21 protein-coding genes are annotated in these 22,391 nt (G+C 54.8%); 8 read left to right on the plus strand and 13 right to left on the minus strand.

Features of this window, described 5'->3' with window-relative positions; genetic code table 11:
• The first annotated feature begins 30 nt into the window (after positions 1–30).
• Positions 31–834: a nitrite transporter NirC gene (gene nirC, locus AC1MDE_RS21870; RefSeq protein WP_479399750.1), complete on the plus strand. Its 804-nt coding sequence runs from the start codon at positions 31–33 to the stop codon at positions 832–834.
• 43 nt (positions 835–877) lie between these two features.
• Positions 878–2,242 carry a siroheme synthase CysG gene (gene cysG / locus AC1MDE_RS21875; protein WP_337023708.1) on the plus strand — a complete coding sequence of 455 codons (1,365 nt, stop codon included), beginning with the start codon at positions 878–880 and terminating at the stop codon, positions 2,240–2,242.
• Between the two features lie 58 nt (positions 2,243–2,300).
• On the opposite strand, the gene trpS is transcribed toward cysG, so the two are convergent.
• The 12 genes from trpS to pilM form a co-directional block, all read right to left on the minus strand.
• A complete protein-coding gene (gene trpS, locus AC1MDE_RS21880; protein WP_034819607.1) occupies positions 2,301–3,305 on the minus strand; it encodes a tryptophan--tRNA ligase in 1,005 nt (334 codons plus the stop codon).
• Positions 3,306–3,320: 15 nt separating this feature from the next.
• Positions 3,321–3,998 carry a phosphoglycolate phosphatase gene (locus AC1MDE_RS21885; protein WP_058960590.1) on the minus strand — a complete coding sequence of 226 codons (678 nt, stop codon included), beginning with the start codon at positions 3,996–3,998 and terminating at the stop codon, positions 3,321–3,323.
• The gene (rpe, locus tag AC1MDE_RS21890; protein WP_034819612.1) at positions 3,982–4,665 is read right to left on the minus strand and encodes a ribulose-phosphate 3-epimerase; all 684 of its coding nucleotides are present in this window, start codon (positions 4,663–4,665) and stop codon (positions 3,982–3,984) included. Before rpe ends, AC1MDE_RS21885 begins: the two co-directional genes overlap by 17 nt.
• 65 nt (positions 4,666–4,730) lie before the next feature.
• Positions 4,731–5,543 carry an adenine-specific DNA-methyltransferase gene (gene dam / locus AC1MDE_RS21895; RefSeq protein ID WP_034819614.1) on the minus strand — a complete coding sequence of 271 codons (813 nt, stop codon included), beginning with the start codon at positions 5,541–5,543 and terminating at the stop codon, positions 4,731–4,733.
• A 96-nt stretch (positions 5,544–5,639) separates the two neighbouring features.
• Positions 5,640–6,680 carry an SPOR domain-containing protein gene (locus AC1MDE_RS21900; protein WP_058960589.1) on the minus strand — a complete coding sequence of 347 codons (1,041 nt, stop codon included), beginning with the start codon at positions 6,678–6,680 and terminating at the stop codon, positions 5,640–5,642.
• 182 nt (positions 6,681–6,862) lie between these two features.
• Positions 6,863–7,951: a 3-dehydroquinate synthase gene (aroB, locus tag AC1MDE_RS21905; protein WP_480345073.1), complete on the minus strand. Its 1,089-nt coding sequence runs from the start codon at positions 7,949–7,951 to the stop codon at positions 6,863–6,865.
• A gap of 39 nt (positions 7,952–7,990) precedes the next feature.
• Complete coding sequence (aroK, locus tag AC1MDE_RS21910) at positions 7,991–8,512, minus strand: shikimate kinase AroK (RefSeq protein WP_034820046.1); 522 nt, start codon at positions 8,510–8,512, stop codon at positions 7,991–7,993.
• 482 nt (positions 8,513–8,994) lie between these two features.
• Positions 8,995–10,254, minus strand: a complete 1,260-nt coding sequence (hofQ, locus tag AC1MDE_RS21915) for a DNA uptake porin HofQ (RefSeq protein ID WP_479399752.1) — start codon at positions 10,252–10,254, stop codon at positions 8,995–8,997.
• Positions 10,196–10,576, minus strand: coding sequence for a HofP DNA utilization family protein (locus AC1MDE_RS21920; RefSeq protein ID WP_097119709.1), 381 nt, complete (start codon positions 10,574–10,576; stop codon positions 10,196–10,198). Before AC1MDE_RS21920 ends, hofQ begins: the two co-directional genes overlap by 59 nt.
• Complete coding sequence (locus tag AC1MDE_RS21925) at positions 10,566–11,060, minus strand: HofO family protein (protein ID WP_479399753.1); 495 nt, start codon at positions 11,058–11,060, stop codon at positions 10,566–10,568. The genes AC1MDE_RS21920 and AC1MDE_RS21925 overlap by 11 nt, the downstream gene beginning before the upstream one ends.
• Positions 11,053–11,598, minus strand: a complete 546-nt coding sequence (locus tag AC1MDE_RS21930; protein ID WP_479399754.1) for a PilN domain-containing protein — start codon at positions 11,596–11,598, stop codon at positions 11,053–11,055. Before AC1MDE_RS21930 ends, AC1MDE_RS21925 begins: the two co-directional genes overlap by 8 nt.
• Positions 11,595–12,404, minus strand: a complete 810-nt coding sequence (gene pilM / locus AC1MDE_RS21935; protein WP_058960585.1) for a pilus assembly protein PilM — start codon at positions 12,402–12,404, stop codon at positions 11,595–11,597. Before pilM ends, AC1MDE_RS21930 begins: the two co-directional genes overlap by 4 nt.
• 242 nt (positions 12,405–12,646) lie before the next feature.
• Here pilM and mrcA point away from each other — a divergent pair, with 242 nt between their 5' ends.
• Positions 12,647–15,196, plus strand: coding sequence for a peptidoglycan glycosyltransferase/peptidoglycan DD-transpeptidase MrcA (gene mrcA, locus AC1MDE_RS21940; protein WP_034819629.1), 2,550 nt, complete (start codon positions 12,647–12,649; stop codon positions 15,194–15,196).
• A 50-nt stretch (positions 15,197–15,246) separates the two neighbouring features.
• Here mrcA and nudE read toward each other — a convergent pair whose 3' ends face one another.
• Positions 15,247–15,813: an ADP compounds hydrolase NudE gene (gene nudE / locus AC1MDE_RS21945; protein WP_058960584.1), complete on the minus strand. Its 567-nt coding sequence runs from the start codon at positions 15,811–15,813 to the stop codon at positions 15,247–15,249.
• Positions 15,814–16,210: 397 nt separating this feature from the next.
• On the opposite strand from nudE, the gene AC1MDE_RS21950 reads away from it, so the two are divergent.
• From AC1MDE_RS21950 to pckA, 5 genes are all read left to right on the plus strand, one after another.
• Complete coding sequence (locus AC1MDE_RS21950; protein WP_058960583.1) at positions 16,211–18,352, plus strand: intracellular growth attenuator family protein; 2,142 nt, start codon at positions 16,211–16,213, stop codon at positions 18,350–18,352.
• 51 nt (positions 18,353–18,403) lie between these two features.
• The gene (gene yrfG, locus AC1MDE_RS21955) at positions 18,404–19,072 is read left to right on the plus strand and encodes a GMP/IMP nucleotidase (RefSeq protein ID WP_038644273.1); all 669 of its coding nucleotides are present in this window, start codon (positions 18,404–18,406) and stop codon (positions 19,070–19,072) included.
• 13 nt (positions 19,073–19,085) lie between these two features.
• Positions 19,086–19,487 (plus strand): ribosome-associated heat shock protein Hsp15, encoded by a 402-nt coding sequence (gene hslR / locus AC1MDE_RS21960; RefSeq protein WP_058960582.1) that lies wholly within the window; start codon positions 19,086–19,088, stop codon positions 19,485–19,487.
• A 25-nt stretch (positions 19,488–19,512) separates the two neighbouring features.
• Positions 19,513–20,385 carry an Hsp33 family molecular chaperone HslO gene (hslO, locus tag AC1MDE_RS21965; protein ID WP_058960581.1) on the plus strand — a complete coding sequence of 291 codons (873 nt, stop codon included), beginning with the start codon at positions 19,513–19,515 and terminating at the stop codon, positions 20,383–20,385.
• A 268-nt stretch (positions 20,386–20,653) separates the two neighbouring features.
• Positions 20,654–22,273 (plus strand): phosphoenolpyruvate carboxykinase (ATP), encoded by a 1,620-nt coding sequence (pckA, locus tag AC1MDE_RS21970; RefSeq protein ID WP_479401394.1) that lies wholly within the window; start codon positions 20,654–20,656, stop codon positions 22,271–22,273.
• Positions 22,274–22,391 lie beyond the last annotated feature (118 nt).

The following is a 22,391-nucleotide window of genomic DNA, read 5'->3' on the forward strand; positions in this document are numbered from 1 at the left end:
CAGAATTCTTTTACTTTATGAGACGTCACTATGTTTACTGACACCCTGAATACCTGCGCCGCCAACGCGGCGCGCATTGTGCGTACGGCACAGCACAGTCCGCTGGCCTTCTGGATCAGTTCGGCGATGGCTGGCGCTTACGTCGGCCTCGCCATCATCCTGATTTTCACACTCGGCAATCTGGCCGATCCTGCGTGGCGGCCGCTGATCATGGGCGCGACCTTTGGTATCGCACTGACGCTAGTGATCATTGCCGGGTCGGAGCTGTTTACCGGCCATACCATGTTCCTCACCGTCGGCGTTAAAGCCGGGACCATCAGCCAGGGCCAGATGTGGTGCGTACTGCCGCAAACCTGGCTGGGCAACCTGATTGGCTCGGTGTTTGTCGCCCTGCTCTACTACTACGCAGCCGGTGCGATGCTACCCAATACAGGCGCACTGATTCACAGTGCCGCACTGGCGAAAACTACACAGCCTGCCATGGCGCTGTTCTTTAAAGGTGCGCTGTGTAACTGGCTGGTGTGTCTGGCGATCTGGATGGCGGTGCGCACCGAAGGCACGGCAAAATTCATTGCCATCTGGTGGTGCCTGCTGGCCTTTATCGCCTCCGGCTATGAACACTCGGTAGCGAATATGACGGTCTTTGCACTGTCGTGGTTTGGTCAGCATAATGCCGACCTGACCTTGAGCGGCATAGGTCATAACCTGCTGTGGGTGACGCTGGGTAACATGTTCTCTGGCATGGTATTGATGGGCCTTGGATACTGGTACGCCACGCCACAGGCTCAGCGGCCGCAAGTGGCGCCACAAGCCACTGCGCTCAAATCGGTTTAACGTTTTTAAGCCCGCACATTGCGGGCTTTTTTGAGGATGAGCGATGGACTATTTTCCGCTGTTTTGCCGTCTGCGAGGCAAGCGTTGTTTATTGGTCGGCGGCGGCGATGTAGCCGAGCGCAAAGCGCGCCTGCTGCTGGATGCCGGTGCCGATCTGCACGTTGGCGCAGTGCAATTCTCTCCTGCGTTTCAGCAGTGGGCTGAACAGGGAAAGTTGCACCTATTGCCCGGCACATTTGAAGAGCAGTGGCTGGAGGGCTGCTGGCTGGTCATTGCCGCCACCGACGATGACGCTGTGAATCAGCAAGTGGGCGATGCCGCCGAAGCACGCCGCATCTTCTGCAATCTGGTGGATGCACCGCAGGAAGCCAGCGCTATCATGCCGTCGATTGTCGATCGCTCCCCGCTGATGATTGCGGTGTCCTCCGGTGGCCGCGCTCCGGTGCTGGCGCGCCTGATGCGTGAGAAGCTGGAAGCGATGCTGCCGCAGCATCTGGGCCAACTGGCTTCACTCGCTGGCACACTCCGCAGCCGGGTGAAGAAAACCTTCGCCAGCATGGGACAGCGCCGGGCATTTTGGGAGCGCTTCTTTGCCAGCGATCGTCTGGCGCAAACGCTGGCGAATGGTGACAAGCCACGCGCCGATCATATCGTTGATACGCTGTTCGATGCGCCGCTCTCCCAACAGGGTGAAGTGGTGCTGGTGGGCGCGGGTCCAGGCGATGCCGGATTATTAACGCTGAAAGGTTTGCAGTGTATCCAGCAGGCCGATGTGGTGGTGTATGACCGTCTGGTGTCCGAACCCATTCTCAACCTGGTGCGCCGCGATGCTGAACGCATCTTCGTCGGTAAACAGGCCGGACATCACTGCGTGCCGCAGTCGCAAATCAACCAGTTACTGTTAGAGCAGGCTCAGAGCGGCAAGCGCGTGGTACGGCTGAAAGGCGGCGATCCCTTTATTTTCGGTCGCGGTGGTGAGGAACTAGAAGTACTGGCACAGCACAACATTCCGTTCAGCGTGGTGCCAGGTATTACCGCCGCCTCCGGTTGTGCCGCCTACAGCGGCATTCCGCTGACGCATCGCGACCATGCGCAGAGCGTGCGCTTTGTCACCGGTCATCTGCAACAACAGGGCGAAATTGAGTGGAGTAAGCTGGCGGCAGAGCAGCAAACGCTGGTGTTCTATATGGGGCTGAATCAGGCACCCGAGATCCAGCGCCAGCTGTTGCAGCATGGCATGGATGCGACGATGCCGGTCGCCATCGTGCAGAACGGCACCACGCCAGAACAACAGGTGGAAACCGCGACGTTAGCCGAACTCAGCACGCTGGCGCAGCAGTTTGCCAGCCCGGCGCTGATTATCGTCGGGCGCGTGGTCAGCCTGCGCCGCCAGTTGCGCTGGTTTTAAACATAAAAAAACGGCGAGTCATCACAACTCGCCGTTCATAGGTCAGGCAGCTAGCTGATTAAGGCTGAGCCACAAAACCCACCGCTTCATAAACTTTCTTCAACGTTTCCTGCGCCTGCGCACGGGCCTTGGTTGCGCCATCACGCATCACCTGATTCAGGAAAGCTTCGTCGTTACGGAAACGATGATAGCGCTCCTGCAGCTCAGTCAGCATGCCGGAAACCGCTTCCGCCACTTCGCCTTTCAGGTGGCCATACATCTTGCCTTCGAATTCCTGCTCCAGCTGCGGAATCGACTTACCGGTGACACCAGAAAGAATATCCAGCAGGTTAGAAACACCGGCTTTTTCTTTCACGTCGTAACGCACCACTGGCGGCTCGGCGGAATCGGTTACCGCGCGCTTGATCTTTTTCACTACCGCTTTGGTGTCTTCCAGCAGGCCAATCACGTTGTTACGGTTGTCATCCGACTTCGACATCTTCTTGGTCGGTTCCAGCAGCGACATCACGCGTGCGCCTGATTTCGGAATAAACGGCTCAGGGATTTTGAACACATCGCCATACAGCGCATTGAAACGACCGGCGATATCGCGGCTCAGTTCCAGATGCTGCTTCTGATCTTCGCCCACCGGTACCTGGTTGGTCTGATACAGCAGAATATCGGCCGCCATCAGAACCGGGTAATCGAACAAACCCGCGGTGATGTTTTCAGAATAACGCGCGGACTTATCCTTAAACTGCGTCATACGGCTCAGCTCGCCAAAGTAGGCATAGCAGTTCAGTACCCAGCTCAGCTGCGCGTGCTCAGGCACATGTGACTGTACAAAAATGGTGCTTTTTGCTGGATCAATACCGCAGGCAAGGTACAGCGCCAGGGTATCCAGCGTGGCTTTGCGTAGTGCAGCCGGATCCTGACGAACGGTGATGGCGTGCAGATCGACGATGCAGTAAATGCAGTGGAAATCATCCTGCATCTGCACCCACTGACGCAGCGCACCCATATAGTTGCCAATGGTCAGTTCACCGGAAGGCTGGGCGCCGCTGAAAACGATGGGTTTGCTCATGTTATATCCTGATAATTACAGCCCGAGAGCGGGCAAAAGTTCGCTAAAAGTATCGAGAGTGAGATCGGGTTGGCTGGCGGCAATCGGCTCGCCATAGTTGTAGCCAAATGTCATACCGACATTAGGTACACCCGCAGCCTGAGCTGCGTGAATATCATTACGAGAATCACCAACAAACAGTAATTCTTTTTGCAGTACGCCAAAGTGACCCAAAACAAGGAAGATCGCTGCCGGATGGGGCTTTTTCACTACCACATCATCACCGCCAATAATCAGCGTGAAGAAATCGGCAATGCCCAGCGATTGCAGCAAAGGCGCGACAAACGGCGTCGGCTTGTTGGTGACGATGGCCATCGGCAAGCCTTTGGCGTGCAGCGCCGCCAGCGTCTCTTTCACCTGCGGAAACAGCGTGCTGCCCGCTTCCACCGTTTCGGCGTAGTACTTATCGAACAACGAGCGCGCGTCGCGCTGCTCCTCGGCGTGCGGTTCACGGCCTAGTGCCCAGGTCAGCGCACGTGTCATCATCACATCTGCGCCATTGCCAATCCAGGTGGAGGCCAGCGCAAGGCCGGGCGGCGGCAACTGCAAGTCGCCTAAAGCATGATCAATGGCCTGTGACAGACCCGGTGCGCTATCGACCAGCGTGCCATCGAGATCAAACGCCAGCGCGCGGATATCAGTGAAATGAGCCATTAACTTTCTCCAGTTCGCCGCGCATTTCGTCGATCACTTTTTTGTAATCGGGGTGACCAAAGATCGCTGAACCGGCCACAAACATATCCGCACCTGCCGCCGCGATCTGACCGATGTTATCGATCTTCACACCGCCGTCCACTTCCAGACGGATATCGTAACCGCTTTGATCAATGAGACGACGCGCCTGACGCAATTTGTCCAGCGTGCCGGGAATGAAGGATTGACCGCCGAAGCCAGGGTTCACTGACATCAGCAGAATGATGTCGAGTTTATCCATCACGTAGTCGAGGTAATCGAGCGGCGTCGCCGGATTGAACACCAGACCCGCTTTACAGCCGTGCTCTTTGATCAGTTGCAGTGTGCGGTCAACGTGCTCACTGGCTTCAGGATGGAAGGTAATGTAAGTCGCGCCTGCTTTAGCGAACTCTGGAATCAGTGCATCCACCGGCTTCACCATCAGATGCACATCAATCGGTGCCGTAATGCCATAGTCGCGCAGCGCTTTCAGCACCATTGGCCCCATGGTCAGATTAGGCACATAGTGGTTATCCATCACGTCGAAATGCACCACATCCCCGCCTGCTGCCAGCGCTTTGGCGGTATCTTCGCCCAGGCGAGCAAAGTCAGCAGCAAGAATTGAAGGGGCCAGCAAAAATTGTTTCATCCGATTCTCCCAATTTTGTGCGCCAGCCAGAGCTGGCGTAATGCGTTGGTCGCGGACGAAACAGGCTAGCGGAAAAGCGCCAGCAGTTCGTCAACCTGAGTGCGACCACTTATGCTTCGGCTGATGGAACGCCGGGCTTTGACTACGTGTAAAACCGCATTCTGATACCACTCACGCGTGAGCAGCGTGTCGTGGTTGGAAATCAGCACCGGTATGCTGTTTTCATGTGCCAGCTTATTTGCCAGCTCGGCCAGATGCTGCTGCTCGCGCAGGCTAAAGCTATTGGTGTGGTACGCGGTAAAGTTCGCCGTCGCCGACAAAGGCGCATACGGCGGATCGCAATAAACCACTGAGCCAGCAGGGGCGTTGTTCAGAGTAACATCGTACGATTCACAGACAAAGGTCGCTTTTTGCGCCCGTTCGGCAAACCACAACAGCTCCGCTTCCGGGAAGTAAGGTTTGCGATAACGACCAAAAGGCACATTGAACTCACCGCGCAGATTGTAACGGCACAAACCGTTATAGCCATGCCGATTGAGATAGAGAAACAGTAATGCACGCTGATATTCATCTTTGCTGGCGTTAAAGGCCAGACGTTGCGCGTAATAGGTCTCTGCGATATTACCTTCAGGCGTGAACAGCTGCCGCGCGTCTTCAATAAACTCAACCGTGCGGTTTTTAACGATGTTATAGAGATTGATCAGGTCACCGTTGATGTCCGCCAGGTGATAGCGATCATAATCGGTGTTGAGGAACACGGAACCGGCACCCACAAAGGGTTCGACTAAACAGTCACCTTGTGGCAAATGACGACGGATATCGTCAAGCAGCGGGTATTTCCCTCCGGCCCATTTAAGGAAAGCGCGATTTTTCTTCATGCTGTCGTGGTTATTACATCTTAATTATGGGCTGTGGTGGAACCGACAGCAGCTTTGCGCTTTAAACGGGGCCGCATGATCGCAGCCCCACATCAATTACTGACTTTCTTTCTTCACCTGACTCAACGGTTTTACCCACGGATTTGCCGCACGAACTTCAGCAGGCAGTGATGCCACTGCGCGCTTGGCATCGGCTGGCGTAGCGTAAGCACCGCTGACCAACACATACCAGGGCTGACCGTTACGCGTGGTTTTATACACATGATAACCGCTCAGATTTTGTTTCTTCGCCCAGGCATTCAGGCTCTCTTCTTTCGACGCACCGCTCAACTGCAGCGTGTAGCTGCCACCGGTTGGCAGTGACTTACTGGCACCGCTGCTGGCACTCACAGGTGCATTGTGAGCGGCGGTGGTATGTGTTTTATTCTCTTTTGCTCCGGCTACCGGTTTCGACGTGGCCGGCGCTTTATGCGCGGTGTTGCTGTGCGTTTCACGTGAAACGTTGCTATTGGTACGCGCAGATGTCTCAGAGCGCATCGCCGGAGGCGTTATCGCTTTACCGTTACCGCTCACCGTAGCAGGCGCAGTGGGCAGTGAACTAATGCCTTGCGCACCCTGTGCGGCGTTATCAACCTGACCTTGCTGGTTGCTCAACGCACTATTGAGATCGCCCGGCAGCGTCACACGTTGCTGATTGGTTGGCGTATCGACAGGCGCAGCCTGCGTCGGTGTAGAAGACACCGCTGGCATAGAAATCGAGTTGGAATCGCTGCTTGCTGGCGAGGATGATGCAGCTGACGTCTGTGGTGCGTTTCCTTCCGCTGAAGGCGTGGCGTTTTGCTGGCCGCTCATGGACGTCGAGCCGGAAAGGTCGATGTTCTTTTCACCGCCGGTTGCCGTCGGCGCCGCATTGCCATTATTAGCCGTGGTCGCTGGTTTCTTTTCATCTGGACCGGTCAATGCCGAACCGATGCCCAGTACTACCAACAGCAGAACCAGGATGCCGATCCCCATCATCATATGCTGACGAGAAACAGGTACCTTCACTTTCGGCGCAGAAGACGTTTTGCGTGGCCGCGTAGGACGGCGGTCACTGGCATCAGGTTTTAACTCGTCTTCCGGTTTGAACTCATCCATCTAGCCTCCTCCGTAAAACAGCACGCTTCCCACGCACCGCATCACCACTCACTGCTTTATCCGTGATACTTCAAGCTGAAACGACGTTGGCTGCATCCCATCATCCAGACATCTCACTGATGTCAGCGCCTGGAACGCATGCGATGGCCACCTTGCTGCAGCTCAACTTATTCAGGATATCTTCAGTATTTTATACAATCGTTAATCGCAGCCAGCACCATATCATGTGCCACACCTGCGCGCACTTCAGAGCGGCCAATTGCGAGAGGCAGCACCAAACGCATTTCACCCGCCAGCACTTTTTTATCGCGCATCATGTGCGGAAGATACGCTTCTGCTTGCATGCTTGCCGGGCCGTGCACCGGTAAACCCGCTCGCAAAAATAGCGCAATAATACGATCGGTATCCGTCGACGTTAACTGACCCAGACGTTCGGCGGTACGGGCAGCCATGACCATTCCCGCCGCAATCGCTTCACCGTGTAACCAGTTGCCATAACCCATGTGCGCTTCAATCGCATGACCAAAAGTATGGCCCAGATTGAGCAGTGCGCGTTGACCGTTTTCACGCTCATCGGCGGCAACCACTTCAGCTTTGAGTTCACAGCAGCGACGGATGCAGTAGGCCAGGGCTTGCTGATCCAATGCCAGCAGCGCATCAAGATTCTGCTCGAGCCACTGGAAGAATTCCCCGTCGAGGATAATGCCGTATTTGATCACTTCTGCCAGACCAGACGCCAATTCGCGCGCCGGCAGCGTAGCCAGGCAATCGGTATCGACCACCACTGAGGCTGGCTGGTAGAAGGCACCAATCATGTTTTTGCCCAGCGGATGGTTGACGGCTGTTTTACCGCCGACCGAAGAGTCGACCTGAGACAGCAGCGTTGTCGGTACCTGAATAAAGCGCACACCGCGTTGATAGCTCGCAGCAGCAAACCCAGTGAGATCACCAATCACACCGCCGCCGAGCGCAATTAACGTGGTATCACGTCCATGCGGTTTCTGCAGCAGCGCGGTGAAGACATCGTCCATCACAGCGAGCGTCTTGTACTTTTCACCATCAGGTAAAATCACCTGATCCACCTTCACGCCCGCCTGCGAAAGCAGTGCTGACAGCTTGTCGAGGTAGATCGGAGCAAGCGTCTCATTGGTCACCAGCATGGCGTTATCGCCTGCTTTTAGCGGCCAAAAAGAAGCCGGATCGTTAAATAGTCCGGCAGCGATGGTAATGGGGTAACTACGATCCCCGAGTGAGACAGTGATCTTCTCCATGATGACCGATACCTATTACTGAGCCGTCAGGGCGCTGGATTAATTTTTTTCCAGCATATTGATGATCTGATTGGCGACAACTTTTGCACTTTGATCATCAGTGCGAATAGTGACGTCAGCGATCTCTTCATAAAGTGGATTACGTTCGCCAGCTAAAGCTTCCAGTACTTCGCGCGGTGGCTCTTCAACCTGCAACAACGGACGTTTTTTATCACGCTGTGTACGAGCAAGTTGCTTCTCGATAGTCGTTTCAAGATAAACGACCACGCCGCGGGCGGAGAGACGATTGCGGGTTTCACGGGATTTGACAGAACCACCACCGGTCGCCAGGACAATGCCTTGTTTCTCGGTGAGTTCATTAATGATCTTCTCTTCGCGATCGCGGAAACCGTCTTCGCCTTCCACATCAAATACCCAGCCTACATCCGCTCCGGTACGTCGCTCAATTTCCTGATCGGAATCGAAAAATTCCATATTGAGTTGCTGAGCTAACTGACGACCAATAGTGCTTTTGCCGGCACCCATCGGCCCAACCAGAAAGATATTGCGTTTCTCTGCCATTTTATCGGTATTACTAAGAATTCGTTGATGATACCCCGCGTTCAGCATAGTGCTGGCGGGACAGGAACTGAGACCTCATGAGCATTAACAAGAGTCAGACGGAAAATTATCTCAACACTCATGGCCGTTTGGCAACCGAATAAATTGCCCCCGGCGACCTTGTAACAGGACCGGTCTGTGGTTCGCGAGACGGTAACGCCCCTCCTGTTTTCCTTCACACTTCAAGCAGCATGCGCGTTGGCTGTGTCTTTTCATCCCTGAAACTTACAGAAATAAGCTTAGAAATGAACGCTTTCACCACCGCGCTTTAACTCAATTTATTTAAGGAAAATATATTCTGACGCCAGTATCGCTTGTGACTGACGCCCATCGGAAGGTTATCCTGCCGCGTTCCGCTACACCGTTTTAAAAATCGCTAAACCTTGTAAGCTAATTCCTGCCCTGCGTCAACGCAGATGGCAAATCAGAGTGAATTTTCCGCTTTATCCGGCTGTAAGCGCTGCTTCCCTGACCAGTCTGGGGGTAATGAAGATCACCAACTCCTTCTTTTTATGTTCTTTGGTTTGCTGACGGAACAGCGTTCCCAATAGGGGCAGTTCACCCAACCAAGGTACCCGCTGTTCGGTCTGCATGCGCTGTTGTTGAAAAATCCCGCCCAGCGCCAACGTTTCGCCATCACGCAGCGTCACCTGCGTTTCAATTTCCTGCTTATCAATACTCAGCACGTTGCTTTCGCCCACGTTCAGGCTACGCCCCGGCATGTTCTGGCTTAAGCGCAGTTTTAGCTGAATTCGCCCATTCCCCAGCACCATGGGCGTCACTTCCATCCCTAACACTGCCTCTTTAAATTCAATCGCCGTTGCACCACTGCTGCCCGACTTCACCTCGTAAGGAATTTCGGTTCCCTGCTTGATGGAAGCGGTTTGCTGATGAGAAGTAAAAAGTCGCGGGCTGGCGATGATTTCAATTTGGTTCTCCTGCTCGAGCGCGCTGAGTTCCAGATTTAGCAATCCGCCACTGACCTGCCCCAGCGTAACGCCCGCACGCAAAGCAGGATTATTCACCGCCAATGGGATCGCCAGCTGTGGATGATGCAAGGCTGCCGTCACACTTTGGGCAGGTGCGGTGTGCCAGTTCACCCCCAGCTCACGCAGATGTTCTTCATTGATAGTGATGATGTGGGCAGACAACTCGACCTGTTCGAGTGGCATATCCAGCGCGCGCAACCAGCGCGAGGCGTCACGCAACGCGGCGGCGGTGTCACGCAATAACAAGCTGTTGGTGCGGCTATCGACCGTGACACTGCCGCGTGAAGTGAGGAGTGAACGCTCCGCTTGCAGACTACGATAGACATCGCTGGCATTGGCGTAATGCAGCGTAACGGACTGCTGTTCAAGAGGAAGTTGCTGTTGCCGCTCCTCATGCTCTGTTTTCGCCTGTTGTGTCTGCATCTGTTGCCAGCTTTCGGGATAAACCAGCAGCACGCCCTCTTCCTGCACTACGGTGAGTTTTGCCAGCCGGGTCACCAGGGCCAGTGCGCGTTCCCATCCTACATTTTCCAGACGCAGTGATAAGCGCCCTTCAACGCCAGGTGCAATCAGCAGGTTGGTTTGTTGATAATCTGCCAGCGCCTGCAAAATACGTTCAACGGGGGCATCATCAAACACCAGGCTTAAGCGTTCTTCATTTGCCTGCAGGGGCAGGCTCAAACTCAGGCACAGCAGTAGTGTCATCCATTTCATAATATCCTCCTTTTATAGACCAGATGATTTGCTGCGGTGGGCAGCTTTGCGCGACATGCAAGGTCATGCTATTCGCGGTTAATGCTGCCACCTGCCAGCTTGAGCGCGGTAACCGAGCCGAAGGGCCAAGCCGATGATTTTTTCCTTCTGGTGAGCGTAGCCAGGCAACATAGCGCGTGGGAGTACCGATAATGCCCTGCAACCGCCAGCCATCAGGTTCAGCTACCTGCATCCGACATTGCACCTCGGGCAGCGGCTGAAAGGGATCGCGTGCCAGCGTAAAGCCGCTCCACAGCACTAACAGCCATGCACTATGGCGCATCTCCATCCTCCAGCCACAGCTGTGTGTTCAGCGCTCCCTGCTCTTCTTTGAGTTCAAAGCGCTGCGGTACAGGCAGGCGAGTCAATGACAGCGCTGAAAACAGTGGAACAAATTGCGTCCAGCCGAGACGCAGCTGTAACTGCTGCGGCTGATTATCCGGTAGCCAGCTTTCCAGTTGATCGCCGCGCGCGGTGATCAAAGCTTCAAGCGTAACTTGCTCAGTGACGCCACTCATGGGTTGCTGTAACCGTGCGATTTCCTGTTCGAGTACGTTGATGGCAGGTCGTGCAGCCAATAGCTGCTGACGCTGCATCACCTGTTGTGACATCACCGCCTGCTGGCGTAATTGGGCAGCATGAACCTGTTGCTGCGGGCGAAGTAAAACCCACCACGCCATAAGCATCAGCAGCAGAGACATGCCCAACAGGCAGGCGATGCGCCACATCAGGGCTAAAGCGAGCCAGCGCTGTAATGCATCATTCACCAATGTTCTCCTGCATCCGCGCGCGCACGACAAATCGATAGTGCCCAGCGGTTTGGCGCTGCACGCTGGCCGGTCTAACCGTGGCAAACAGCGGCTGCCGCATCAATTGATGACGAAAATCCTGGATCGCCATCATGCTCTGCGCCCGCCCCTCGAACAGCAAGACGCCCTGGCGTCGCTCCACCCGTTTGAGCCAAAGCGTGTCCTGCATCAACATTGGCAAGCGCAGCCAGAACTGTTGCCAGCGCTGATGCTCATCCTTTTTACGCTGCCGTATCCGCTGCGCCTCTAATAGCTCATCGCGTTGCTGCAGCAGCAGTTGCTGTCGCGTCAACTGGCGTTGCAACGATTCATGCTGTTGGCTGATATCCGCCAACGTCCTGTGCATCTGGCCCTGTGTCTGACTTCCGCGCCACCATAACGACAGCACCATCATTACAGTCGCCAGCAGGACACATCCCAGCAGAGTAAAACTTTGCTGGCGGCGACGCTGCTGCTGCTGCATACGCCAGGGTAATAAATTGACGGCCAGCATCATGCATCCTCCGGGCGCAGCGCCAGACCGAGCGCGATGGCAAACTCACCTTCCTGCGCGGGCAGTGGCGGTTGTCGATAGTGCAGTAATGAAAGCGGTCGGCAGTGCGTCACGCTGGATTCAGTCAAGCTGAAGGCCGAGGTGCAAAAGATGGACGATGCCTGAGGGAAGGTTTCACGTAGTTTCGCCAGCGTTAGAGGCTCTGTGGCCGCGCCTGATGTGCCCGGCTCACCGGCTAACGTCCATAGCCAGTGATCGCTAAGCGGATGGATTAAAAGTTGGTCACGATGCAGCGGCATGCGCATGGCGATTTGGGTCAACGCCAGGCTGCTCAGTTCAAAGACATCGGGTCGCAGGCCAGCCTCCTTTAACGGCGCCAGCCACTGCGCAATCACTTCACGCCGAGCCGCCGTAATGCACAGCTGCGTTGCATTGCGTGCCGAGCGGTAGTCAATCGACAGCGTGGCGGGTTCAACCGGAAACAAGCGTGGTGCCGAGGATGCCACATAACGGCTCATTGCCGGCTCACTGAGCGAGGTTTCTGGCAGCGGCAATGTTCGCTGCAACACCAGTTGCGGGGGCAAGCCAACTCGCAGTGAATAGCGTTTCGGCAGATGGCGCTGCCAGCGCGTCAACATCTCCTGTAACAGTGGGGTAGTTTGCAACACGCCGTTGCGTAACGTATCGTGCGGCAGCGGTTGCTGCCACCAATGGCGTAACTGCCAGCCATGACGTCGGCGTTCAATGCCCAGGGCGCAGAGTTGCCCGTTTTGGATGTCCAATCCAATTTGCCAGCGCTGAAAAGCCATATGCGCGATCTCCTTATCTTTTAAGGTAAAAAAAGAGAGACCCTCAATCTTTCGAGTGGCGGCAAGGCGAAAAACGAGCTATTACTCAGGCGCTTACCGAAGTCAGCGTCTAAGGTGAGCTCGCGCAGCCGACGTAGCTGCCGCTCGAAGTATGACGGGTATATCAAAGCGTCAGGCTTGCCTTTATACTACCGCGCGATTGTTTATAAACTGCCCAAACGACAACAGATGGGAATTCTCAGGTGAAGTTCGTAAAGTATTTATTGATTCTTACAGTGTGTTGCATTCTGCTGGGAGCAGGCACGGTTTATGGTTTGTACAAATACATAGAGCCGCAGCTGCCTGATGTGAACACGCTGAAAGACGTGCGTTTGCAAACCCCAATGCAGGTTTACAGCGCGGATGGCGAACTGATCGCCCAGTACGGTGAGAAGCGCCGCGTGCCGCTCACCTTGCAACAGATGCCGCCTGAGCTGATCAAAGCGTTCATTGCAACTGAAGACAGCCGTTTCTATGAGCACCATGGTGTCGACCCGGTGGGCATTTTCCGTGCTGCCAGCGTGGCGCTGGTGTCCGGCCATGCTTCACAGGGTGCCAGTACCATCACCCAGCAGCTGGCACGTAACTTCTTCCTTAGCCCTGAACGCACGCTGATGCGTAAGATCAAGGAAGCGTTCCTGGCGATTCGCATTGAACAACTGCTGAGCAAGGATGAAATCCTCGAGCTCTACCTCAACAAAATTTATCTGGGTTACCGCGCCTATGGTGTCGGAGCGGCTGCACAGGTCTATTTCGGTAAGCCGGTTGATCAGCTTTCGTTGAGTGAGATGGCGATGATTGCCGGTCTGCCGAAAGCACCGTCAACCTTTAACCCGCTTTACTCTCATGCGCGCGCGCTGGCGCGTCGTAATGTGGTACTGGCGCGTATGCTTGACCAGAATTACATCACGCAGCAGCAATATGATGCCGCGCGCAACACGCCGCTGGTCGCAACCTATCATGGTCCCGAAATTGCCTTCTCCGCACCTTATCTGAGCGAAATGGTGCGTCAGGAGATGGTGAAACGCTATGGTGATGCCGCTTACGATGATGGCTACAAAGTGTATACCACCGTCACGCGTCATCTGCAGGAGGCCGCACAACAAGCTGTTCGCAATAACGTGATGGCGTATGACATGCGTCATGGTTATCGCGGCCCGACCAACGTGCTGTGGAAAGTGGGCGAAGCAAGCTGGGATAAGAGCCGCATTCAAAACGCGCTGAAAGATCTGCCGACCTACGGTCCACTGAATGCCGCCGTGGTGACCACTGCCACGGCCGATGAAGCCACCGCGATGATGAAAGACGGCAGCAGCGTCTCTCTGAGTATGGCGGGCGTTCGCTGGGCGCGTCCTTACAAATCCGACACGCTACAAGGCCCGACGCCCCGCAGCGTGACGCAGGTACTGCAGGCAGGCCAGCAGATTTGGGTGCGTAAAGTCGATAACGACTGGTGGTTAGGTCAGGTGCCGCTGGTCAACTCGGCCCTCGTCTCGCTCAATCCAGAAGACGGTGCGGTACGCGCGCTGGTCGGTGGTTTCGACTTCAACCAGAGTATGTTCAACCGTGCGACACAGGCACTGCGTCAGGTCGGTTCAAACATTAAACCGTTCTTGTATACCGCCGCGATGGACCGTGGACTGACGCTGGCTTCCATTCTGAACGATGTGCCTATTTCACGTTGGGATGCGGGTGCCGGAGCCGACTGGCGCCCCAAAAACTCACCGCCGACCTATGCGGGGCCTATCCGCTTGCGTCAGGGCCTGGGTGAGTCGAAAAACGTGGTGATGGTACGTGCGATGCGTGCGATGGGTGTGGATTACGCCGCAGAGTATCTGCAGCGCTTCGGCTTCCCGGCACAGAACATCATCCATACCGAATCGCTGGCACTGGGTGCGGCTTCGTTTACCCCAATGCAGGTGGTGCGCGGTTATGCCGTGATGGCTAACGGCGGCTTCCTTGTCGATCCTTACTTCATTACCAAAATTGAGAATGAACAAGGCGGCGTGGTGTTTGAAGAGAAACCGAAGATTGCCTGCCCGCAGTGCAATCTGCCGGTGATCTACGGTGATACCAAAAAATCGCTGGCGTTGAGCGAAGAGAGCGTGGAAAACGTCGCGACCTCCGATCAATCGCAGAATCAGGCGGTGCCACAGCCGGAGCTGGAGCAAGTGCCTGCTCAGCCGCAACCCGCAGGTGACCAGCAATACGCACCGCATGTGATTAATACACCGCTGTCGTTCCTGATCAAAAGCGCACTGAACTCCAACGTGTTCGGTGAGCCAGGCTGGATGGGGACAGGCTGGCGTGCGGGTCGTGACCTGAAGCGTAACGATATCGGCGGAAAAACCGGTACCACCAACAGCTCGAAAGATGCGTGGTTCTCTGGTTACGGCCCTGGTGTCGTGACCTCAGTGTGGATTGGTTTCGATGATTCACGCGCGCTGGGCCGCTCGACCATGTCAGGCGCGATTCCTGACCAGATTTCTGGCTATGAAGGCGGCGCGAAGAGTGCTCAGCCTGCCTGGGATGAGTACATGAAATCTGCGCTGGATGGCGTGCCGGTACAGCCGCTGACACCGCCAGATGGCGTTGTCACTGTGACGATCGATCGCGGTACGGGCAAGCTGGCCAACGGTGGCGGCAATACCCGTCAGGAGTACTTCATCAATGGCACTCAGCCAACGGAGTATTCAGTGCATGATGTGGGCACCACACTCATGGACAACGGCCAAAGCCACGAACTGTTCTGATAAAAAAAGCCGGCGTATTCGCCGGCTTTTTTATTGCGCACTTGTCGTATTCAGTAGGTCAATCGACCCTGCTTCACCAGCCACTCACGCACCAGGAACAGCGCACTGACATTCCGGGCTTCGCGGAAATCTGGCTCGTCCAGCAACGCCAGCAGGTTATTGAGCGGCCAGCGGTGCACAATCAGCGGTTCAGGTTCATCCCCTTCCAGCTTCTCTTCATACAACCCCTCAGCCACCACAATGTTCATTTTGCTGGAGAAGTAGGACGGTGCCATGGTGAGTTTGCCCAGCGTTGCTAATTCCCGGGCACCAAAGCCGGCTTCTTCTTTTAACTCACGGTCTGCGGCTTCAAACACGCTTTCGCCTGGGTCAATTAACCCCTTAGGAAAACCCAACTCATAGCTTTCCAACCCTACGGCATATTCCTGAATCAGGATCACATCATCACCCAGAATCGGCACAATCATCACCGCTTCCCGGTTGGAAGGTTTCATACGCTCATAGACACGGCGTGCACCGTTACTGAAAGCGAGATCAACCGCTTCAATAGTAAACAAGCGGGAGCGGGCCACCGCTTCCACGTTGAGGATGTCAGGTTTTTTCATTGGAGTTTTCATATCAGCCTCAAACTTAGCACAGCCTTGTGAATCGCGATGACGCCAGCATACCGAAGCCCGCAGCAATGTGCGACACGCAGCGCAGGGAAAGCATCGTGACACACATTTGCTTACGCCTGCTAACAACTTATTGTTATCTATACACTTAAATTTTCACAATAAGTCAATGGGGTTTTGTTAAATTCAGAAAATACCGATATTTAATTGAGTGTCCTGTGGTTAACATCCCATTAAGGAATAATCTAATAAATTATAATTCAATGATTTTGCGCGTTATTTTATCTGAGTTTTTTCTTGTAAGAATGACTTATGCTCGCCAAAATTGACTGGTAATAATGGTTCCATCGGGAGCACATCGTAAACGTGAAGGCAGTTTTTTGGCTGGATTGAGCAAAGCATGAGCACTTTTATCATCATTCTGGCTGTCATGCTGGCCTGCTCTCTGATAGCAGGAATAGGTTATTGGTACGCTATGCGGCATCGTCCGCCGTTGGCGAAACCGCTGCCGTTTATAAGCCCCCCCTGCCGCAAACTCACTGATGAAGAACGTCATGCTATTGAAGCGTACATTGCGTCCCTGGCGAAACAGCAAAAACAGAGTACTGCCCGCTCCTCAAAGAAGTCGCGTGAAACCGAATCCCTGACGCTCACGGCGCAGAGCAGCAATGTTTATCCTGTCACACGTTCCATCACTCGCTATGGTCTCTCAACGGATGATGCGCATCAATGGCGCTACTACCTCGATGAAGTGGAAGTGCATCTGCCACCGCTGTGGGAGCAGTACATTGCGGAAGAGAATTATGTTGAGCTGATCCGCACTCAAACGCTGCCGCTGGTGATCTCACTCAACGGTCACTCGTTAGTAAACTATGCCGTAGAACAACCCGCCTTGCCGCCGCTGGTGCGCTCAATGTCGACCAACGCCTCTATTCGTAAAGAGGAGAGCGAAAATGTCGAGTTGCTGCAAGTGCGTAAAGAGTCGCCGGAAGAGTACCGTCTATCGCGGCCGGATGGCACGCGCGAGGCCATTGTTATCTGCTTTGCCTTCCTGCTGTTCTTCCTCAGCCTGGTGCTGCCCGGAAGCCTGATGCTGTGGATTGCCCTGTCAGCCTGCGCAATGATTGCGGTTAGCTTGTGGTTCCTTTACCGCTTCCCGGGTGAAAAAGGGCTGCGCGATGTGCACTGCTTGCGCGGAGCACCGAAACGCTGGGGCCTGTTTGGTGAATCCAATCAGGAGCAGAGCAATATCTCGCTGGGCATTATCGATTTAATTTATCCCGCCCACTGGCAACCCTATGTGGCGCACGATTTGGGCCAGGTGACGGATGTCGACATCTATCTGAATCGGCAAGTGGTGCGCCAGGGGCGTTTCCTCTCCCTGCACGATGAGGTTCGCAATTTCCCGGTTCAGCGCTGGCGCAAAAATCTGGTGCTGGCATGTGGTTCGCTGGTGGTGCTGGTGATGCTGTTTACCTGGATTCCGCTCAGTATGCCAATCAAGCTCAGCCTCGCATGGGTAAAAGGCACCGAAAGCATTGAAGTGAATAGCGTGGATAAACTCAACGCCCTGCCGCTGCACATCGGTGACAACCTGAAGGTGAGCGGAACCGGCATGTGTTCCGTACCGGGCAACTATCAAAGCAATCGCAGCTATGCGTATATGCCGTTCGATTGCTCAGCTATTTACTGGAATAACGCAGCACCTCTGCCGCAGCCGCAGTCGGATATCATCGATAAAGCTGCCGCTCTGCTTGATACCACCACACGTCAGCTGCATCCGGAAACCAACACCGATCCGAAACTCAATCCACAGCTCGCCTCCGCGATACAGAAATCGGGCATGATTCTGCTGGATGATTTCTCTGATTTAGTGCTGAAAACACAGGATCTGTGCAGCCAGCAGCAGGATTGCGTCCGGCTGAAAAATGCCCTGGTGAATCTGGGCAATGCTAAGGATTGGGATTCACTGATCCACCGCGCAGATTCCGGCAAGCTTAACGGCATGAACGTGCTGTTACGCCCGGTCAGTGCGGAAGCGCTGGAGAACCTGGTGAATACCGCGACCTCGACCTTCTTCTCGCGTGAAACCCGTCGTGCGGCAGAAAATCTGAATAGCCCACCACCGGGCGGCTTCCTGATAGTGAGTGATGAGGGTCGTCAGATGGTGAATCAGCCACAGCCTTCCGTGTCGCTGTTTGATCTTGATGCACCATCGCAATGGCGCGAATTACAACGCATGTCCGGCATGCTGTTGCACACGCCGTTTGCTGCCAACGGCATCATTACCAGCATCACCACTGACGCTAACGGCACACGCCACATTGCGTTGCACAATGAACCGGATGCGATGGCGCAATGGCGATACCTCGGTACCGCATTATTGATGTTGGTGCTGATCCTCTGCGGCGTCATCAATGGGCTACTGGCCCTGCGACGTGTGCATCGTAATCGCCTGCGCATGGTGGAAATTCAGCAGTATTACGACAAGTGCTTCAATCACAATCTGAGCACTATGCAGAGCGTGCGCTCACTGTTCTGAGCCCTTCCCTTCTGTGCTACCCTGTCGCCCTATTTTTTAGGGCGAGAGAGTATGACGATGACGCTAAACTGGTCCGGGATTGATACCGTGCTGCTGGATATGGATGGCACGCTGCTCGATCTCGCCTTCGACCGCCATTTCTGGTTGGAACACGTTCCTGAAACCCTGAGCCGCGAGCGTGATATCACGCTGGCCGAGGCACATCAGCTGATTCAGCAAAAGTATCAAGCCGTGGTGCATACGCTAAACTGGTATTGTCTTGATTACTGGTCGCAAGAACTGGCCTTAGATATCCGCGCCATGACATGGGAAAAACGTCACCGTGCCGCCATGCGCGAGGATACGTTGCCGCTACTCCAGGCACTACGTGCTGCGGGTAAACGCACCATTTTGCTGACCAATGCGCATCCGTACAACCTCGAGGTAAAGCTGGAGCAAACCGGTTTGGCTCCCCACCTTGATTTATTACTTTCTACCCATACCTTTGGGTATCCGAAAGAGGATCCACGTCTCTGGCAGGCCGTTCAGCAGCAAACTGCATTCGATAGCGAGCGCACGCTGTTTATTGATGACAGCGAAGCGATCCTCGATGCGGCGGCACGCTGGGGCATTCGCTGGTGTTTAGGCGTCAGCAATCCGGATTCCGGTCGGCCCGATCAATCTTTCCAGCGTCATGCTGCAGTGCGAGACTATCGCCAGTTGTGTGAAACGCTGCGTTAAAGCAGGAGCCGCAATGAAAGAAAAAACCAGCGAAGGTGTCCGCCTCGATAAATGGCTGTGGGCTGCACGTTTTTATAAAACGCGCGCGCTGGCTCGCGAAATGATCGATGGCGGTAAAGTGCATTACAACGGCCAGCGCAGCAAACCGAGTAAAATTGTGGAACTACAGGCTGAGCTAACGCTGCGCCAGGGCAACGATGAACGAACGGTGGTGATTACCGCCATTGGCGATCAACGCCGCCCAGCCACTGAAGCGCAAGGGATGTATGCGGAGACCGCCGCCAGCATTGAGAAGCGTGAAAAAACGGCACTGGCGCGCAAAATGAATGCCCTGACCATGCCGCACCCCGATCGCCGCCCGGATAAAAAAGAGCGCCGCGATCTGATGAAATTTAAATTGTCGGGCGATGAATAACCGTCGCCCCAACGAGAGAAACACTATGTCTGTTCAAGATCAACTGCACCGTTACCTGTTCGAAAATGTCGCCGTGCGCGGCGAGCTGGTTAACGTATCCGAAACCTGGCGTGAGATTGTCAAAAACCACGACTACGCCGAACCGGTGAAAAACCTGCTGGGTGAATTGCTGGTCGCGACCAGCTTGTTGACCGCAACGCTGAAATTCGATGGCGACATCACCGTTCAGTTACAGGGCGATGGTCCACTGACATTGGCGGTGATCAATGGCAACAACAAGCAGGAATTACGTGGCGTTGCACGCGTGAAGGAAGATGCCGATATTGCACCGGGTAGCAGCCTAAAAGAGATGGTGGGTAACGGTTATCTGGTCATCACCATTTCTCCGGAAAAAGGCGAGCGTTATCAGGGTGTCGTCGGTCTGGAAGCCGATACGCTGGCTGGCTGCCTGGAGGATTACTTCATGCGTTCTGAGCAGTTGCCAACTCGCCTGTTTATTCGTACCAGCGATAAAGGCGCTGCCGGTATTCTGTTGCAGGTACTTCCTGCACAAGAGCCGAGCCAGGATGATTTTAATCATCTGGCCACTCTGACCGAAACCGTGAAGAGCGAAGAGCTAATTGAGCTGCCCGCGACGGATGTGCTGTGGCGCCTGTATCATCAGGAAGAGGCCACGGTGTTTGATCCGACCCCAGTCAGTTTCAAATGCACCTGTTCACGCGAACGCTGTGGCGAAGTACTGAATACGCTGCCGGTTGAAGAAGTGGATGAAATCCTCAAAGAGGATGGAAAGATCGATATGCACTGCGACTATTGCGGTTCGCATTATGTTTACGATGCCGTAGACATTGCTGCGATTCGCAACGCACCTACAAATAACAGCGATCAATTGCACTAATTCCCCTACGGGCGGCATCGCCGCCCGCATTTCTGTCAGGAATTAACCCATCAACTTTCGCGTAATTTAACTAACTTACACTGACTTTAGTTTCTTAACTGGCAGAATTCACTGCTTGTCACGTTCCAGCTCGCATTTTTAACTCTCTTCACTTTTACGCCCTGCTCAGACGTGTACACTGCGCGCGATCTGCCCTGTCCGGCCATGCACGACAGGACGCAGACCCCTCATAAAAATGCTATGAAGCATCGATCTAAGGAGCAGCCACATGCGCGTTCACGGCCTGACATCGCAAGACCTTGCCGCTTTGGGCATTAGCGGCACCACAGAAGTGGTGTACAACCCTGACTTTGATACGCTGTTTCAGGAAGAAACTCGCCCGGAACTGGAAGGTTATGCGCGCGGCACCCAGACGCAAAGCGGCGCCATTGCCGTGGATACCGGCATCTTTACCGGACGTTCGCCAAAAGATAAGTACATCGTGCGCGATGACACCACGCGTGACACCTTGTGGTGGAATGATGTCGGCAACGGTAAAAATGACAACCAGCCGTTGTCGCAGGAAACCTGGCAGGCGCTGAAAGATCGCTGCACCGCACAACTCTCTGGCAAACGTCTGTTTGTCATCGACGCTTTCTGCGGTGCGAATCCCGACACCCGCCTGAGTGTGCGTTTTGTGATGGAAGTCGCCTGGCAGGCGCATTTCGTCAAAAACATGTTTATCCGCCCTGATGAAGCCGAGCTGGCCTCCTTTAAGCCGGATTTTGTGGTGATGAACGCCGCGCAATGCACCAACCCGGACTGGCAGGCTCAGGGTTTACACTCTGAGAACTTTGTCGCCTTTAACCTCACCGAACGCATGCAGCTGATTGGCGGCACCTGGTACGGCGGCGAGATGAAGAAAGGCCTGTTCGCCATCATGAACTACCTGCTGCCGCTGAAAGGCATCGCGTCAATGCACTGCTCGGCGAACGTGGGTAAAGCGGGTGACGTAGCGGTGTTTTTCGGCCTGTCTGGCACCGGTAAAACTACACTGTCCACCGATCCCGATCGCCAGCTGATTGGCGATGACGAACACGGTTGGGACGATGATGGTGTCTTCAACTTCGAAGGTGGCTGCTACGCCAAAACCATCAATCTGTCGGAGAAAGCCGAGCCGGAAATCTATCGCGCCATCCGCCGCGATGCGCTGCTGGAGAACGTCGTGGTGCGGGCGGATGGCAGCGTTGATTATGCCGATGCCAGCAAAACGGAGAACACGCGAGTTTCCTATCCCATTGAGCACATTGAAAACATCGTGCAGCCGGTATCCAAAGCGGGCCATGCGCAGCGCGTGATTTTCCTGACCGCTGATGCCTTTGGTGTACTGCCGCCGGTTTCGCGCTTAACGCCAGAACAGACCCAGTACCACTTCCTGTCGGGCTTTACCGCCAAGCTGGCCGGTACCGAGCGCGGTGTCACTCAGCCCACCCCGACGTTCTCAGCTTGCTTCGGCGCGGCCTTCCTGACGCTGCATCCAACGCAATATTCCGATGTGCTGGTGAAGCGCATGGAAGCAGCGGGAGCTAAAGCGTACCTGGTTAACACCGGCTGGAACGGCAGCGGTAAACGTATTTCACTGAAAGATACCCGCGCCATCATCAATGCGATTCTGGCGGGTGAGCTGGACGACGTAGCGATGGAAACACTACCGGTATTTAACCTGCAGATGCCTGCGACCCTGGAAAAAGTCGATGATGCGATTCTGGATCCACGTCGCAGCTGGCCGGATGAAGCCGCGTGGCATGAGGCCGCGCAGGGTCTGGCGCAGCGTTTTGTCACCAACTTTGAGAAGTATACCGATAACGATGCCGGAAAAGCGCTGGTTCAGGCTGGCCCGCAGTTGTGAAGTGAATGAGCCGCCTAATGGCGGCTCATTGATACTCAGTCTTAAGCGGCGTGATTTTTCAACTGTGGTGCTGAGGGCTACGCAGCCAGTCGCGGATGCCTGCAGGCGAAACAGTCAT

The sequence above is a fragment of the Pantoea folii genome (assembly GCF_056678875.1).

Excerpts from the sequence above, each read along its gene's own strand:
- nirC (WP_479399750.1), top strand. The coding sequence starts at position 31 with ATGTTTACTGACACCCTGAATACCTGCGCCGCCAACGCGGCGCGCATT.
- cysG (WP_337023708.1), top strand. The coding sequence starts at position 878 with ATGGACTATTTTCCGCTGTTTTGCCGTCTGCGAGGCAAGCGTTGTTTA.
- trpS (WP_034819607.1), bottom strand. The coding sequence starts at position 3,305 with ATGAGCAAACCCATCGTTTTCAGCGGCGCCCAGCCTTCCGGTGAACTG.
- AC1MDE_RS21885 (WP_058960590.1), bottom strand. The coding sequence starts at position 3,998 with ATGGCTCATTTCACTGATATCCGCGCGCTGGCGTTTGATCTCGATGGC.
- rpe (WP_034819612.1), bottom strand. The coding sequence starts at position 4,665 with ATGAAACAATTTTTGCTGGCCCCTTCAATTCTTGCTGCTGACTTTGCT.
- dam (WP_034819614.1), bottom strand. The coding sequence starts at position 5,543 with ATGAAGAAAAATCGCGCTTTCCTTAAATGGGCCGGAGGGAAATACCCG.
- AC1MDE_RS21900 (WP_058960589.1), bottom strand. The coding sequence starts at position 6,680 with ATGGATGAGTTCAAACCGGAAGACGAGTTAAAACCTGATGCCAGTGAC.
- aroB (WP_480345073.1), bottom strand. The coding sequence starts at position 7,951 with ATGGAGAAGATCACTGTCTCACTCGGGGATCGTAGTTACCCCATTACC.
- aroK (WP_034820046.1), bottom strand. The coding sequence starts at position 8,512 with ATGGCAGAGAAACGCAATATCTTTCTGGTTGGGCCGATGGGTGCCGGC.
- hofQ (WP_479399752.1), bottom strand. The coding sequence starts at position 10,254 with ATGAAATGGATGACACTACTGCTGTGCCTGAGTTTGAGCCTGCCCCTG.
- AC1MDE_RS21920 (WP_097119709.1), bottom strand. The coding sequence starts at position 10,576 with ATGCGCCATAGTGCATGGCTGTTAGTGCTGTGGAGCGGCTTTACGCTG.
- AC1MDE_RS21930 (WP_479399754.1), bottom strand. The coding sequence starts at position 11,598 with ATGATGCTGGCCGTCAATTTATTACCCTGGCGTATGCAGCAGCAGCAG.
- pilM (WP_058960585.1), bottom strand. The coding sequence starts at position 12,404 with ATGGCTTTTCAGCGCTGGCAAATTGGATTGGACATCCAAAACGGGCAA.
- nudE (WP_058960584.1), bottom strand. The coding sequence starts at position 15,813 with ATGAAAACTCCAATGAAAAAACCTGACATCCTCAACGTGGAAGCGGTG.
- AC1MDE_RS21950 (WP_058960583.1), top strand. The coding sequence starts at position 16,211 with ATGAGCACTTTTATCATCATTCTGGCTGTCATGCTGGCCTGCTCTCTG.
- yrfG (WP_038644273.1), top strand. The coding sequence starts at position 18,404 with ATGACGATGACGCTAAACTGGTCCGGGATTGATACCGTGCTGCTGGAT.
- hslR (WP_058960582.1), top strand. The coding sequence starts at position 19,086 with ATGAAAGAAAAAACCAGCGAAGGTGTCCGCCTCGATAAATGGCTGTGG.
- hslO (WP_058960581.1), top strand. The coding sequence starts at position 19,513 with ATGTCTGTTCAAGATCAACTGCACCGTTACCTGTTCGAAAATGTCGCC.
- pckA (WP_479401394.1), top strand. The coding sequence starts at position 20,654 with ATGCGCGTTCACGGCCTGACATCGCAAGACCTTGCCGCTTTGGGCATT.